Origin of the sequence: Streptosporangium pseudovulgare (assembly GCF_014648055.1) — a bacterium.
In the GTDB taxonomy this organism is placed as follows: Bacteria; Actinomycetota; Actinomycetes; order Streptosporangiales; family Streptosporangiaceae; genus Streptosporangium; species Streptosporangium pseudovulgare.
Genome location: NZ_BMQJ01000003.1, coordinates 336,651 through 351,462 on the forward strand (window position 1 = coordinate 336,651; position 14,812 = coordinate 351,462).

The following is a 14,812-nucleotide window of genomic DNA, read 5'->3' on the forward strand; positions in this document are numbered from 1 at the left end:
CCGGCGGGGTCTACTCCCGGCCGTCCGGGACGGAGCCGTCCCCGGCCGTGCCCTCACCGGAGCCGGGGCCCGCTCCGGAGGCCGTACCGTCGCCGGGCGCGGGCCGGTCCCAGCCGGGGCGTAGCGAGCGCTCGGCCAGCTCCATCACCCGATCCACGTGCCGGGTCAGGTCGGAGAGGTCGTTGAGCTGGCCCGGCCCGCACGCCTCCAGGCCCACCCGGATGGCGGCGGTGAACAGCGAGACGGCGAAGTGGGGGAGCAGGTCGTCGGGGCTCATGCCCTCGCGCCGGGCGATCTCGGCGACCAGCAGCCGCTCGTTCTGCATCATCATGCGCACGCCGCCGGCGAAGAGCGCCGGGGTGCTCTCGATCAGCTCGCGCGCCTTGAGGAACCTGCTCCGGTCGGCGGTGTCGCCCTGCTCCAGTATGGTGATCATAGTGTTCATCGCGCGGCCCAGCGCGGTGAACGGGGGTTCCTCCGCGGGCCTGGCGGCCAGCTCGGCGAGCAGGATCTCCTGCCCGTCGGCGTCCAGGGAGAGGGCGACGTCCTCCTTGGTCGCGAAGTAGCGGAAAAAGGTGCGGGGGGAGACGTCCACCGCGGCGGCGATCTGGTCGACGGTCGTGGCGTCGTATCCCTGTTCGGCGAACAGGTCGAGAGCCGCGTCGATCAGTGCCAGCCGCGTCTTCTGTTTCTTGCGCTCACGCAGGCCGGGCCGGCTCATCCATGTCACCTCTTCGAAACGTGGTGTTCACAGTGTGCCACATGTCACGGGGTGACAAAGTAAATAGTTTGTCAGTTGTCAGTGACTGCCATAAATTACTCCCATGTGACGCCTCATCCGGGGCGGCCGAGCCCAAGGGGGAGTTCTCATGGCAGAAGCCAAGACGGTGACCGTGCCGTCGCCGGACGCCGGTCCATCACCGGAGCAGCGACATCCGTGGCTCACCCTCCTCGCGGTATCGCTCGGCGTGATCATGGTGATGCTCGACGGCACCGTCGTCGCCATCGCCAACCCGGTGATCGCCACGGACCTGAAGGCGTCCCTCGCCGACCTGCAGTGGGTGACCAGCGGCTACCTGCTCGCCCTCGCGGTGTTCCTGATCACCGCCGGCAAGCTCGGCGACCTGTTCGGGCACAAGATGATCTTCCTGGTCGGGGTCGCCGGCTTCGCGCTCTCCTCGCTCGCGATCGGCCTCAGCTCCTCGGTCGGCATGCTGATCGCGCTGCGCGTGCTCCAGGGCCTGTTCGGCGCGATGCTGCAGCCCGCCGCGCTCGCGCTGCTGCGCGTCGCCTTCCCCGGTGAGCGGTTGAAGACGGCGATGGGCGCCTGGGGCGGCATCATCGGCCTGTCCAGCGCCGCCGGCCCGATCGTCGGCGGCCTGCTCGTCGAGCACGTGAGCTGGCAGTCGGTCTTCTTCATCAACGTCCCGGTCGGCGTCGTCGCCCTGGCCGTGGGTCTGTGGGTGCTCGTCGAGAGCAGAGCGCAGACCCTGTCCAAGGTCGACTGGCTGGGCGTCGTGCTGCTGTCGCTCACGATGTTCTCCCTGGTCTGGGCCATCATCAAGGCCCCCGACTGGGGCTGGGGCGACCCGCTGACCATCGCCTTCCTGGCCGCCACCGTGGTGATCGGCGCCGCGTTCGTGTGGTGGCAGTCGCGCGCCGCCGAGCCGCTGGTGCCGCTCAGCCTCTTCGGCAACGCATCGGTCTCCATCGGCACCGGCCTGATGGTGCTGGTCGCGTTCTCCATGTTCGGCGCGATGTTCTTCCTGACGTTCTTCTTCCAGGGCGTGCACGGGCTCTCGCCCATGGACTCGGGCCTGCGCATGCTGCCGATGAGCGCCGGAATGATCTTCGCCTCGCCGCTCGCCGCGGTACTGATCGGCAAGCTGGGGCCCCGGGTGACGATCTCGGGCGGCATGCTCGTCACCGCCCTGGCGATGTTCCTGCTGTCGCGGCTCAGCCTCGACGCCGCCTTCATCGACAGCGCGATCCCGTTCGTGCTGCTGGCCTTCGGGCTTTCGCCGGTCTTCGTCGGTGCCACCGAGATCATCGTCGGCAACTCGCCCGAGGAGCTCAGCGGCGTCGCCGGCGGCGTCCAGCAGTCGGCCATGCAGGTCGGCGGCGCGCTCGGCACCGCGATCCTCGGCGCGATCGTCTCGGCCCGGGTCGCCGACGTCTACCCGCAGCACTGGGCCGACGCCAAGCTCCCGGCGCTGCCGCCCGCACAGGCCGAGCCGCTGAAGGCGCTGGCCCAGTACGGCAACGCGCCCACCGCCCAGCAGATGCCCGGCATTCCCGAGCAGGTCGTCCAGGGCATCGCCGACGTCTCGCACCTGTCCTTCCTGGACGGCATGCACCTCGGCTTCACGGTCAGCACGGCGGTCGCGGTCCTCGCCGCGGTGTTCGCCCTGTTCGTCAGGGCGGGCCGCAAGACCGCCGACGCCCCGATCCACATGGGCTGACCCACCGGGCCCGATACGGCTCCCACCCGGGTGCGGCTCCCGCCCGCCGGGGTGGGAGCCGTACCCGTTTCGCGGCTCTGAGCTGCGCTGACGCGACCGGGAAGGGGATTGGAGGTTCCCATGAACGGTTAGACGTCAGACATGAGAACGATCACCCACTGTTTCGGGATCGCAGCGATGATCACCGTTTCCACGATGACTCTCTCCACCGGTCCGGCTCGCGCCGGCGCCGTTCCGCCCCGGGACTCCCGCGGGGTCCCCCCGCCGGGACCGCCCGTCCTCCGGTTCGGCGACTCCGGCGGCTCGTACGGCCTCCGCGCCGGCCGCGCGCCCCATGCCGACGATCTCCCCCGCGCCGACGACACCTCCCCTGACCCGGGCGACCCGGGCGATCTCGGCCGGGAGATCGTCGCGGTGAAGAAGCGGCTCAACGAGCTGGGGTTCAACGTGGGCCCGCCCACCCCCGTCTACGACTCCGGGATGCGCACGGCCGTGTGGGCGTTCCAGAAGGCCAACGGGATGCGCCCGGTGGACCGCGTCGACACGGCCACCTGGCGGGCGCTGGTCCGCCCGGCGCGGATCAGGCCGCTGGTGCGCGACGGGGAGCCGTCGAGGGTGGAGATCGACCTGCGCCGCCAGCTCCTCACCGTCTGGCGGCACGACAGGCCCGTGCTGGTCAGCCACGTGTCCACCGGCGCGGAGCGGTCCTACTGCGAACGCGGCCACTGCGGGTTCGCCGACACCCCGCCCGGCGACTTCCGGGTGGGGGAGCGGGTGCGCGGCTGGTCGATGGGCTACCTCGGCGCGATGTACTACCCCGTCTACTTCAACGGCGGCATCGCCATCCACGGCTCCACGCTCGTCCCGCGCTACCCCGCCTCCCACGGCTGCGCCCGCATACCGCTGCACAACGCCGTGCCGCTCTTCCGCCTGGCGCAGCCGGGAGAGCCGGTCCACGTCCGCCGGTCCGCGCCGGAGCGGCGGTACCCGCGCCCCGCCGGTGAGCGCCGGAGCGGCGACCGGCGGGATGCGGGCATAAACTCTGCAAGGTGAGCACGAAGATTCTCCCTGAGAGCGACGTCCGGCCGAACCTCTCGCACGGTGACGGCGACCACGAGCGGTTCGCCCACTACGTCGAGAAGAACAAGATCATGGAGAGCGCGCTGAGCGGCACCCCGGTGCGCGCGCTCTGCGGCAAGGTCTGGGTGCCCAACCGCGACCCGCAGAAGTTCCCGGTCTGCCCCGAGTGCAAGGAGATCTACGAGGGCCTCCCCAAGGGCGACGACTCCGGCGGCGAGTGAGTGTCGCTCGCGGCTGATCGCCGCAGCTCGGGCTAAGGTCGGATGTCGCCCGGCGGCGAACGACCGGCCGGGGTGACCTGTCGGGGGATACATGGCTCGGCGCGCGATCGCCGTTCTCGTGATGTGCGTGTCGGCGGCGGGCTCCGCTCCCGGCGTGCCGTCGCGGCCGTCCGCGGTGGCCGGGCCGGCCCGGTGCGCCGAGACCGCGCGGATTCCGATCCCCGGCCCGCCGGCCGTACGGGCGTCGCCTTCCGGAACGCGGGCCGAGACCGCGTGGGCGCGGGCACCGTACCCCGGCGTGCGGGCGCCGCTTCCCGGCGCGCCCGCCGGGCCGAACGGCTCCGGACGGGTCCAGGCCGAGGAGATGCTGGCCGACCTGCGGGCACGCCAGGCGAGGCTGCCACATCCGGCGAGCCTGAGCTGGGCCCCCGTCACGGTGCCCGTCTGGGCGCACGTCATCACCGCCGGCTCACTCGGCGCGCCCGACGACGCGGTGCGCGCCCAGGTCGCCACGCTCAACGCCGCCTACGGCGGCCGGTACGGCGGGGCCGACACCGGGATCAGGTTCCGCCTCGACGGCCTGACCCGCGTCGACGACCCCGCGCTTTTCCGCGACCCCCTGGGCCGTCTGGAGACGCTGGAGCGGATGCGCCGGGGCGGTCAGGAGACCCTCAACCTCTACGTCGCCCAGCTCGGCCGGCTGGTGCTGGGCTACTCGACCTACCCCTACTGGTACGCCGGCGACCCCGCGGGTGACGGCGTGGTCCTCGACTGGCGCACCCTGCCGGGCGGGTCGCTGCGCAACTTCGGCCGCGGCTTCACCGGGGTCCACGAGATCGGCCACTGGCTCGGGCTGCTGCACACCTTCGAGAACGGCTGCCTGCCGCTGGGCGACACCATCGACGACACCCCGTCCGAGGGACTGCCCACCCAGGGCTGCCCGGTGCACAAGGACACCTGCGCCGGCGACGGCGCGGACCCGGTGCACAACTTCATGGACTACGCCCACGACCGGTGCATGTCGGGGTTCACCGAAGGCCAGGCGACCAGGATGCAGGAGATGTGGACGGCCTACCGGCAGGCGCCGCCCATGGAACCGGGACCCGAGGCGTCACACCGGCAGACGCCGCCCGTGGAGCCGGGGCCCGAGACGCCGCGCGAGTAGACGCGGCCACCGGGCCGAGGCCGGGCACGGCGTACCGGCGGGCGCCGCCCGTGGAGCCGGAGCCGGACACTACCCTTGTCAGGTGACAGTACCGAAGACGGTTGAGACTCCGTACGAACCCCCTCGTATCTTCGGCCCCGAACACCGCACCGCCTCACTCGGCATCCTCCTCGTCGTCACGCTCATCGCGTTCGAGGGCATGTCCGTCGGCGCGGTCATGCCGGCCGTCTCCAAAGATCTCCACGCGCTCGACCTGTACGGCATGAGCTTCTCCGCCTTCCTCATCGCCGGCCTGTTCGCCAACGTCGTCGCGGGGCTGTGGTCCGACCGGCGGGGGCACGCGGCGCCGTTCCTCCTCGGCGTCGGCCTGTTCGTGGTGGGCATGGCCCTGGCCGGCGCGGCCGGCTCCAAGGAGCTGTTCATCGTGGCCCGCGCCGTACAGGGCATGGGCGGCGGCGCGACCATCGTGGCGACGTACGTGATGATCGCCCGGGTCTACCCCCCGGTGGTCCGGCCCAAGGTGTTCGCCGCGCTGTCGGCGGCCTGGGTGCTGCCCGCGCTGATCGGGCCGAGCGTCGGCGGCGTCATCGCCGAGGTGTTCGGCTGGCGCTGGGTCTTCTACGGCATCGTGCCGCTGGTGATCCCCGCCATGCTGATGCTGCTGCCCGCGCTGCGCACCGGCGGGGGGCCCGCGCCCGTGCCCGCCACCGGCCCCCGCTCCCGGCCGCTGGCGATGACCCTGTCGGCGGCGGCCACCGCCGTCGGCGCCGGCGTGCTGCTGTACGGCGTGGACCGCCTGCACACCACCCCGGTCGTCGGCGGCGTCGCCGCCGTCGCGGGCCTCGCCGGGCTGGCCGCGGGTCTGCCCCGGCTGCTGCCCGTGGGAGCGCTGCGGTTCGGCCGCGGCCTGCCCACCACGATCATGATGCGCGGCCTGCTGTCCTCGGCGTTCTTCGGGGTCAACTCCTTCATCCCGCTGGCGCTCACCTCGGTGCGCGGCTTCAACGTCACCGAGGCCGGGATCGCCCTCACCACCGGCGCACTGGGCTGGTCCACCGGCTCCTACCTGCAGAGCCGCCGAGACTACGACCGCGCCCTGCTGGTGCGGATCGCCTCCGCCGCGGTCACCGTCGGCATCCTGCTGACCCTGCTGTCGCTGGTGCCGGGCATCACCGGCTGGATCGACGTGCCCGCGTGGATCATCGCCGGGTTCGGCATGGGCATCGGCACCGCGAGCGTCAACGTCACCGCGATGCGCCAGTCCCCCGACGAGGAGCAGGGGGCGAACTCCGCCGCCCTCCAGGTCGTCGACACCCTGGGCAGCGCGCTCATGATCGGTTTCGGTGGCGTCCTGATCAACCTGATCGGCCACGACGACATCCGCACCGGATACACCATGATCGTCGTCCTGACGGCGGCCGTGGGGCTGCTCGGCACGATCATCGCCATCCGCATGCGCGAGCCCGCCTCCTGACGGAGGCGATCCCCCCCGGCGCACCCGGCCCCGGCTCCTGACGGAGGCGATCCCTCCCGGCGCACCCGGCCCCGGCTCCTGACCGCGACGGTCCCTCCCGGCGCGCCCGCGTCCGGCCCCGGCTCTTCCCGATCGGTCTATGGCCTGATCGCCGTCCGGAAGGCATGGTAGGACGGGGATGACCGTGACCACCGGAGGGAGTCGTCGTGGGCGAACGGCCTCGCCGGGCGTCGCAGCCGGAGGAGCCCGGCGGACGCCCGCACTCCCCGGAGGAACCTGAGGGGCCTTCGCAGCCCGCGGAGTCCCCCCGCCCCCGGCTCGGGCTGGGGGCGCCCCGCGACTTCGAGGAGTTCTGGACGCCGGACGACCACGACCCCCCGGGATTCCGGGGTTTCCGGATCTTCCGGGGGCTACGAGGCTCTCAGGACGCCCGCGACGACCGGGACTCCCGGCCGCCCCGGGACGCCGGGGGTGCCCGGGGTGCCGGAGAGCGGGATGCCGGGGCTGTCCGGGGCTTCGGAGGTTCTGAAGGCCGCGGAGGCTCCGGGGATTCCGGGGATTCCGGGACTTCAGGGGGTTCCGGAGGCGACAGCCGGGTGTGGCCGCCCGAGGAGCGCGGACGCCGGGGCCAGCACCGGGCCCGGCCCGGAGACGGGCGGACCCGGCAGGCCGAAGAGCGGTCCCGGCAGCCCGAGGAAGGTGCCTGGCCGGCCGAAGAGCGGTCCCGGCCGGTCGGGGACGTCCGGTTCGCCGGGGAGCGGGCCCGGATCGCCGAGGAACCCGCGCCTCCGCCCCCGCCGGCCAGGCCCCGCCGGGCGCGGCACGCGGGCATGCCGAAGGAGGAGGATCTCCCCGCCCCGGCCCGCCGGTACGGCGGGCTCGCCGGGGTGCCGAAGGAGGACGACCTGCCCCCCTCGGCCCGCTGGTACGGCGCGCCCGCGGCCCCCGCCCCCGCCCGTGTCTCCGGCCCGCTGCGCCGCGTCCTGCTCGGGCTGCTGGCCGTACTGGTCGCCGGCGGGGCCGTCGCGTGGGGGGCCGCACTCCTGCTGCGGACCCTGCCGTCGTCCTCGGGACCCGCCGCGGTGAGCGACCCCGCCGCGGGCGTGCGCTACCCGCTGCCCGAGGGCTGGCGGACGGGCGGGCCGCCGCCGGTCACCGGGTTCACCTCCGTGGCCGGCCGGGACGGGCTGGTGACGGTGCTGACCAGGCCCGCCGATCCGGTGACCGACGCGCGCAAGGAGACGGTCCGGCTCGCCGACCTGTACGGCAGGCTGCTGCTGCACGGCGACGAGGTGAAGGTCGTCGAGGACCGGGAGGTCACCGTGGGCGGGCGGACGGGCTACAGCCGCACCCTCCGGGCGGAGTACCGCGACGTGGTCAACCGCCCGGCCTACCTGCGTGTGGTGTTCCTCACCGGCCAGACGGGACCGCCGGTGGTCGTGCTCGCCGCCGCCCAGCCGGACGACCCCCGCACGCGCGCCGAACTCGACACGGTGGTGGCCGGAATCCGCTAGGGGGCGGCACCGTACGGTGTCCGGAGTCCTTTAGCACCCGGAGGCGATATTGGCGAGCATCTCACCGGATCGGCACGTCCTGTCGGCGACTCAGATTACGCTGGGGACACTGTGAGCACTTCCGCCGCATCCCACCTGTCCCCCTCGTACCCCGACCGCGCAGCCTGGGGCACCGCGCCGAAGCTCCGTGCCTGGCAGCAGGAGGCGTTCGACCTCTACTGCCGCCGCGCGCCGCGCGACTTCCTCGCGGTCGCCACGCCCGGCGCCGGCAAGACCACCTTCGCGCTGCGCATCGCGAGCGACCTGCTGTCACGGGGGATCGTCCGGGCTGTGACGATCGTCACACCCACCGAGCACCTCAAGAGGCAGTGGGCGGACGCCGCGGGCAGGGTCGGCATTCCCATCGACCCCGAGTTCAAGAACAGCCAGGGCACGACCTCGCGCGACTACATCGGGGTGGCCGTCACCTACGCCCAGATCTCGATGCACCCCGCGCTGCACCGCGCGCGCACCGAGGCCCGCAAGACCCTCGTCATCTTCGACGAGATCCACCACGCGGGCGACGCGAAGTCCTGGGGCGACGGCGTGCGCGAGGCGTTCGAGCCGGCCGCGCGCCGCCTGGCGCTGACCGGCACGCCGTTCCGGTCCGACGTCAACCCCATCCCGTTCGTCACCTACGCCGAGGACGGCGAGGGCGTCCGGCGCAGCCTCTCCGACTACTCCTACGGCTACGGCCCGGCGCTGGCCGACGGCGTGGTCCGTCCGGTGATCTTCCTCGCCTACGCCGGCGAGATGCGCTGGCGGACCCGCGCCGGCGACGAGATCGCCGCGACGCTCGGCACCCCGCTCACCAAGGACCAGCTCGGCCAGGCGTGGAAGGCCGCGCTCGACCCCAAGGGCGACTGGATCCGGCAGGTGCTCCACGCGGCCGACCGGCGGCTGACCGAGGTGCGCCGGGGCGTCCCCGACGCGGGCGGCCTGGTCATCGCCACCGACCACGAGACGGCCCGCGCCTACGCCCGGCACATCCGCTCGATCACCGGCGAGGGCGCCACGGTCGTGCTGTCCGACGACCCCGACGCGTCCAAGAATATCAAGCTGTTCTCCGTCTCGCAGGACCGCTGGCTGGTCGCGGTCCGGATGGTCTCCGAGGGCGTCGACATCCCCCGCCTGGCGGTCGGGGTGTACGCCACCAGCACCTCGACCCCGCTGTTCTTCGCCCAGGCCGTCGGCCGTTTCGTCCGGGCGAGGAAGCGCGGGGAGACCGCGTCGGTGTTCCTGCCCTCGGTGCCCACGCTGATGGGCCTGGCCGGGGAGATGGAGGCCGAGCGCGACCACGTCCTCGACCGCAAGCCGCCGGAGGAGGGGCTCGACGACTTCCTCCTGGAGGACGCCCAGCGCAAGAAGGACAACCCCGACGTCCTCGGCGACGAGCTGCCGTTCGAGACCCTGGAGGCGGTCGCCACCTTCGACCGGGTGCTGTTCGACGGCGGCGAGTTCGGCACCGGCGCCGAGCCCGGCTCGCCCGAGGAGGAGGACTTCCTCGGCCTGCCCGGCCTGCTGGAGCCCGACCAGGTGCGGACCCTGCTGAGCAAGCGCCAGTCCGACCAGCTCAAGGCCAAGCGCAAGGAGCCCGAGCCCAAGGAGACGGCGCTCGCCCCGCACGAGCGGATCGCCGAGCTGCGGCGCGAGCTCAACGGCCTGGTGGGGGCGTGGAACCACCGCACCGGCCAGCCGCACGGCGTCATCCACGCCGAGCTGCGCCGGGCCTGCGGCGGCCCGGCCATCGCGCAGGCCACCGCCGAGCAGGTCCAGGAGCGGATCGACCGGATCCGCCAGTGGGCCACCCAGCGCCGCTGACCCGCTGACCCGCCGACCCGGTGCTCGTCCCCGCCGTTCCCGGTGCGGGCTCGTCCTGACCTCGGACCGGCCGTTCCCGGTGCGGGCTCGTCCTGACCTCGGACCGGCCGTTCCCGGCTCGGGTCCGCCCGGCCTCGGCGGTCAGGCCCGGTCGAGGGTGATGAGGAGGCCGCTGCGGCCGTCCACCGTCCGGAGCCTGCCCCGGACCGGCGGCGGCGTCAGGCGCGTCCGTACGGAGGCGACGCCGTCCGACACGGTCACCGGGACGGTCCGGGCGCGGGCCGGGCGGTGCTCCATGGTGCCCTCGGCACCCTCGTCGCCCTCGTGCAGCCAGATCCGCACCTCGCGGCCCTCCCGGCGCAGCAGCACGGTGGCGGTGCGGCACTCGTCCGGCGAGGCCGGCCAGAACAGCCGCAGCGCACGCGGCTCACCCGCGCGGCGGACCAGCGCCGCGCGCTCCGGCACGACGGGCCGGGCGGCACAGGGCACGGCGGACGGCGTCGGACCGGTCGCCCCCGGGTGGGTCGCCGCGTGCCCGGCGGTCCACGCCCGGTGCCTGACGACCGCCGGGGACGGCTCCGCCGGTGCGATCGCGTGCCCGGCCGCGGCCGCGGCCACGGTGTCCCGGGGCCCGATCGTCCTGGGGCCGCCGCCGCTGACCCAGACGGTGGCCGCCTCCAGCCCGGCCAGCGCGAGCACCGCCCCGGCCCGGGCCGAGCCCCGGCCGCGCACCAGCAGCCACAGGGACAGGGGGGCCAGGACCAGCCAGGAGACACCGAGCAGCAGCATGGGCGGACACCACCGTGAGATCGAAGAGCGCTTCCGCTCTCCGTGATACTCCTGCCGCGGCCGGCGGTGTCCGCCTTGGACGTTCCGTGACCGTCCTTTGCGAACGGATCACCGGCCTGGCCGGCCTCTGGCCGCCGAGGCCGTCATCCTCGGGGAGCGGTCCCGCCGCTCAGGCGCGGACCACCGGCTCGCCGCTGAGCACGACCCCCGCGGCGCGCAGCCGGGCCAGCGCCGCGTCGGTGGTCGGCCGGGCCACCCCCGCGGTCAGGTCGAGCAGCACCCGTACGGCCAGGCCGCCCGCCGCCGCGTCCAGCGCCGTGGCGCGCACGCAGTGGTCGGTGGCGATGCCGACCACGTCCACCGAGTCCACGCCGCGGTCGGCGAGCCAGCGGCCCAGGGGGGTGCCGTCGGGCGCGGCGCCCTCGAAGCCGCTGTAGGCGGCGGCGTGGGCGCCCTTGCTGAACACCTCCTCGGCCAGGGAGTCGTCGAGCGCCGGGTGGAACTCCGCCCCCGGCGTCCCGGCCACGCAGTGCGCGGGCCAGGAGTCGACGTAGTCGGGTTCGGCGGCGAAGTGGGGGCCGGGGTCCACGTGGAAGTCGCGGGTGGCGACCACGTGGTCGTAGCGGTGGGCGGCGGCGTGCCGCGAGATGGCGGCGGCCACCTCCGCCCCGCCGCTCACCGCCAGGCTGCCGCCCTCACAGAAGTCGTTCTGGACATCGACGATGATCAGTGCATTCGTCACGAAGCTAGTCAAACACGGTCGGAAGCGCGGCGTCGCCCCGGGAGAGATGATGGGCGGCCGCGGGCAGCTCGGCCAGGACCTCGCGGTGCCAGGCGCGCGACGCCTCCAGGCTCTCCCGGCCGACGACCTCCCCGCCGCGCACCAGCGGGACCTGGAGCGGGCGGGCGCCGGAGGGCTCCCGCCCGGAGGTGACGACCAGTTCGGCGTCCGCCGTACCGGACTCGTCGAGCCGCCGGAAGGCGCACTTGCGGCCCCCGCGGCTGGGCTTGCCCACCGACCGCTTCGCCACCGGCGCGAGGACCCCGGAGGCGTCCTCGCGGGCGACGAGCTTGTACACCATCGCGGCCGTCGGCACCCCCGAGCCGGTGACCAGGGAGGTCCCGACGCCGTAGCCGTCCACCGGGGCCGAGGCCAGCGCCGCGATGGCGTACTCGTCGAGGTCGCTGGTGACGATGATCCGGGTCTTGTGCGCGCCCAGCGCGTCGAGCTGCTCGCGCACCTCCGTCGCGATCTCGCACAGGTCGCCGGAGTCGAGCCGCACCGCGCCCAGCTCGGGACCGGCCAGCTCCACGCCGGTCCGCACCGCCTCGGCGACGTCGTAGGTGTCCACCAGCAGCGTGGTGCCCGCGCCGAGCGAGGCGATCTGCGCCTGGAAGGCGCCCCGCTCGGAGTCGTGGAGCAGCGTGAACGCGTGGGCCGCGGTCCCGGCGGTCGGCACGCCGTACAGGTGGCCGGCCATCAGGTTGGAGGTGGAGGAGAAGCCACTGAGGTAGGCGGCGCGCGCGGCGGCGACCGCGGACATCTCGTGGGTACGGCGCGAGCCCATCTCGATGATGGGCCGCCCGGCCGCGGCGCGGACCATCCGGGCGGCGGCGGTGGCGATCGCGCTGTCGTGGTTGAGGATCGACAGGATCACCGTCTCCAGCAGCACGGCCTCGGCGAACGTGCCCTCGACGGTCACGATGGGGGAGCCGGGGAAGTAGCACTCGCCCTCGCGGTAGCCGTACAGGTCGCCCGAGAAGCGGTAGCCGGCCAGGAAGTCGAGGGTCGGCTCGTCCACCACCTGGTTGTCACGGAGGAACGCGAGCTCCTCGTCGCCGAACCGGAAGTCCTCCACCGCGTCGAGCACCCGGCCGATCCCGGCGACCACGCCGTACCGCCGTCCGCCGGGCAGCTGCCGGGCGAAGACCTCGAACACCGCGCGGCGGGACGCCGCCCCGCTGCGCAGCGCCGCCTGCAACATCGTCAGCTCGTAGTGGTCGGTCAGCAACGCACTGCTCGTGGAAGTACTCACGATTCGAAGACTATGGGGGCGGTAGGGCAGACTGTTCCTGTGGGTGGCATCGCTCCGATGGAGGTCGAGCGTCCGGAGTCGGACGTCCGGCCCGACCTGCCATGGGTCACCATCGTCTGGAACGACCCGGTCAACCTCATGTCCTACGTCACGTACGTCTTCCAGACCGTCTTCGGCTACTCACGGGAGAAGTCCGAGAAGCTCATGCTCGACGTGCATCAGAAGGGCAGGGCCGTGGTCTCCAGCGGCACCCGCGAGGAGATGGAGCGCGACGCGCAGATCATGCACTCCTACGGCCTGTGGGCCACGGTGCAGCACGACTCGTGAGCCGCGCCGCGTGGGGGTCCTCTGGGGCCGGGGTTCCGGAGCCGGATTCTCCCGGTGACCCGTCGCGGGGCCGTCCGACGGCGGACGCCGGCGGGAGGCGGCGGACGAGTGAGGGCAGGCGAGTGAAGGTGGTGGGCGGCCGGTGAGTTCGGGGTTCAAACGGGGACACGAGGGCGGGGTGATCGCCGTCTTCGAGGACACCGAGGTCTCGATCCTGCGCTCGCTCGCGGCCCAGATCCTCGACCTGATCGAGCCGGCGCAGACCGGCGACGACCCCCTGGAGCGCGCCCTCGGCATCGGGCCCTCCGGCCCGTCCGAGCCGCCCGGCGACCCGGTGCTGGCCCGGCTGTTCCCCTCGGCGTACGAGGACGACGGGGAGGCCGCCGAGTTCCGCCGCTACACCGAGGCGACCCTGCGCGACGGCAAGCGGGCCGACGCGCGGGCCATGCTCGACAGCGCCGCGCCGGGCCGGGTCGAGCTCACCCGCGAGCAGGCCCACTCGTGGCTGCGCGCCCTCAACGACGTACGGCTGGCACTCGGCACCCGTCTGGAGGTGACCGAGGACGTCCACGAGGAGTTCGCCGGGCTCACCGAGGACGACCCCCGATATCCGGCGTACGTCACGTACGACTGGCTGACGTACCTGCAGGACACCCTGGTCCGCGCCCTCTGACGCGCCGCGGGTCCTCCTTTCGAACCTGGGGCCCGTCCCGGTGCTCGCCGTCTCGGCCCACCCGACACTCGAACAGGTCCGGGCGTCCCGGGCTTCCTCCCCAGGTCACGACGCGGCTCTTCCCGGGCGCTCTGGTACCTTCCAGGCATGCTCACGATCTCGCGGGAACTGGTTGACAAGATCATCTCCCACGCCCGGGCCGACCACCCGGACGAGGCGTGCGGGGTGGTCGCCGGTCCGGCCGGTTCCGACGCCCCCGAGCGGTTCGTCCCGATGGAGAACGCCGAGCGGTCGCCCACCTTCTACCGCTTCGACTCGATGGAGCAGCTCCGCGTCTGGCGGGAGATGGACGACCGCGACGAGGAGCCGGTGATCATCTATCACTCCCACACCTCGACCGAGGCGTACCCCTCGCGCACCGACATCAGCTACGCCTCCGAGCCCGGCGCCCACTACGTGCTGGTCTCCACCCGCGAGGAACTGGGGGAGGACGTGGAGTTCCGCTCCTACCGGATCATCGAGGGCGTGGTGGAGGAGGAAGAGGTGAAGATCGTCCCGGCGTGACCGCGCCGCACCGGCATAGGGCGTAATCATCCTTTTCGGTAAACTGACCACGCCGACCATCGACCCGAGCCAGGAGGACCGACATGCTGTCACGTCCCTGCGCGCGGGCCCGGCACGCGGGCCTGGCGCCCGTGCAGACCTACCTCTTCGCGCACACTCCCACCGTCGTCGTCTACGACTGTCGTTGAGCCGCGGCTCCTCGGAGCCCTCCCCGAAACCCTTCCCGGAATCCCCCCGTGCCCGCCGGTGTTCTGATCCGGAGGGCGGCACTCTCATGACGACACAAGGAGATTGACCCGCGATGGCCATCGAGGTTCGCATTCCGACCATCCTGCGCACCTACACCGACGGCGCCAAGGCCGTCGACGCCAAAGGCGCGACGCTTGAGGAGCTGATCGGCGACCTGGAGACCCGGCACCCCGGGCTGCGGGACCGCCTGGTCGACAAGGGCGCGCTGCGCCGCTTCGTGAACGTCTACCTCAACGACGAGGACGTCCGCTTCCTGGGCGGCCTGGAGACCCCGGTCTCCGACGGCGACACCGTCACCGTGCTGCCCGCCGTGGCCGGCGGCGCCCGCTAGGCCCTGCCTCGTGGGTCCTCGCCGCAGCGGGGATCCACACGGCCCTCCGCCGTCACCGGCCCTCCGG

Annotated in this window: 15 protein-coding genes; 11 read left to right on the forward strand and 4 right to left on the reverse strand. The window is 73.1% G+C overall.

The window, feature by feature from the left end; all coding sequences use genetic code 11:
- Window positions 1-10: 10 nt before the first annotated feature.
- Complete coding sequence (locus tag IEZ10_RS08770) at window positions 11-721, reverse strand: TetR family transcriptional regulator (protein ID WP_189245975.1); 711 nt, start codon at window positions 719-721, stop codon at window positions 11-13.
- A gap of 148 nt (window positions 722-869) precedes the next feature.
- On the opposite strand from IEZ10_RS08770, the gene IEZ10_RS08775 reads away from it, so the two are divergent.
- The 7 genes from IEZ10_RS08775 to IEZ10_RS08805 all read left to right on the forward strand — a co-directional run bounded on the left by IEZ10_RS08775 (window position 870) and on the right by IEZ10_RS08805 (window position 9,776).
- On the forward strand, window positions 870-2,462 hold the full coding sequence (locus tag IEZ10_RS08775; protein ID WP_189245976.1) for a DHA2 family efflux MFS transporter permease subunit: 1,593 nt from the start codon (window positions 870-872) through the stop codon (window positions 2,460-2,462).
- A gap of 195 nt (window positions 2,463-2,657) precedes the next feature.
- Window positions 2,658-3,515, forward strand: a complete 858-nt coding sequence (locus IEZ10_RS08780; RefSeq protein WP_189245977.1) for a L,D-transpeptidase family protein — start codon at window positions 2,658-2,660, stop codon at window positions 3,513-3,515.
- Entirely contained in the window at window positions 3,512-3,763 is a 252-nt protein-coding gene (locus IEZ10_RS08785; RefSeq protein WP_179819188.1) for a DUF3039 domain-containing protein, read from the forward strand. The genes IEZ10_RS08780 and IEZ10_RS08785 overlap by 4 nt, the downstream gene beginning before the upstream one ends.
- Before the next feature lie 91 nt (window positions 3,764-3,854).
- Window positions 3,855-4,928: a zinc metalloprotease gene (locus IEZ10_RS08790; RefSeq protein WP_189245978.1), complete on the forward strand. Its 1,074-nt coding sequence runs from the start codon at window positions 3,855-3,857 to the stop codon at window positions 4,926-4,928.
- A gap of 82 nt (window positions 4,929-5,010) precedes the next feature.
- Complete coding sequence (locus IEZ10_RS08795; RefSeq protein ID WP_189245979.1) at window positions 5,011-6,402, forward strand: MFS transporter; 1,392 nt, start codon at window positions 5,011-5,013, stop codon at window positions 6,400-6,402.
- Window positions 6,403-7,232: 830 nt separating this feature from the next.
- Window positions 7,233-7,916 (forward strand): hypothetical protein, encoded by a 684-nt coding sequence (locus IEZ10_RS08800; RefSeq protein ID WP_189245980.1) that lies wholly within the window; start codon window positions 7,233-7,235, stop codon window positions 7,914-7,916.
- A 111-nt stretch (window positions 7,917-8,027) separates the two neighbouring features.
- Entirely contained in the window at window positions 8,028-9,776 is a 1,749-nt protein-coding gene (locus tag IEZ10_RS08805) for a DEAD/DEAH box helicase (RefSeq protein WP_189245981.1), read from the forward strand.
- 141 nt (window positions 9,777-9,917) lie between these two features.
- Here the strand turns inward: IEZ10_RS08805 and IEZ10_RS08810 are convergent, their stop codons facing one another.
- The 3 genes from IEZ10_RS08810 to IEZ10_RS08820 all read right to left on the reverse strand — a co-directional run bounded on the left by IEZ10_RS08810 (window position 9,918) and on the right by IEZ10_RS08820 (window position 12,601).
- On the reverse strand, window positions 9,918-10,565 hold the full coding sequence (locus IEZ10_RS08810) for a hypothetical protein (protein WP_189245982.1): 648 nt from the start codon (window positions 10,563-10,565) through the stop codon (window positions 9,918-9,920).
- Between the two features lie 169 nt (window positions 10,566-10,734).
- A complete protein-coding gene (locus IEZ10_RS08815; protein WP_179819182.1) occupies window positions 10,735-11,307 on the reverse strand; it encodes an isochorismatase family protein in 573 nt (190 codons plus the stop codon).
- 4 nt (window positions 11,308-11,311) lie between these two features.
- Window positions 11,312-12,601 (reverse strand): nicotinate phosphoribosyltransferase, encoded by a 1,290-nt coding sequence (locus tag IEZ10_RS08820; RefSeq protein ID WP_189245983.1) that lies wholly within the window; start codon window positions 12,599-12,601, stop codon window positions 11,312-11,314.
- A gap of 57 nt (window positions 12,602-12,658) precedes the next feature.
- On the opposite strand from IEZ10_RS08820, the gene clpS reads away from it, so the two are divergent.
- The 4 genes from clpS (at window position 12,659) to IEZ10_RS08840 (ending at window position 14,745) form a co-directional block, all read left to right on the forward strand.
- Complete coding sequence (clpS, locus tag IEZ10_RS08825) at window positions 12,659-12,928, forward strand: ATP-dependent Clp protease adapter ClpS (RefSeq protein WP_373287385.1); 270 nt, start codon at window positions 12,659-12,661, stop codon at window positions 12,926-12,928.
- A gap of 142 nt (window positions 12,929-13,070) precedes the next feature.
- Entirely contained in the window at window positions 13,071-13,601 is a 531-nt protein-coding gene (locus tag IEZ10_RS08830; protein ID WP_189245985.1) for a DUF2017 domain-containing protein, read from the forward strand.
- A 147-nt stretch (window positions 13,602-13,748) separates the two neighbouring features.
- A complete protein-coding gene (locus tag IEZ10_RS08835) occupies window positions 13,749-14,165 on the forward strand; it encodes a M67 family metallopeptidase (RefSeq protein WP_189245986.1) in 417 nt (138 codons plus the stop codon).
- A gap of 301 nt (window positions 14,166-14,466) precedes the next feature.
- Complete coding sequence (locus tag IEZ10_RS08840; RefSeq protein ID WP_179819177.1) at window positions 14,467-14,745, forward strand: MoaD/ThiS family protein; 279 nt, start codon at window positions 14,467-14,469, stop codon at window positions 14,743-14,745.
- The last annotated feature ends 67 nt before the right edge of the window (window positions 14,746-14,812 follow it).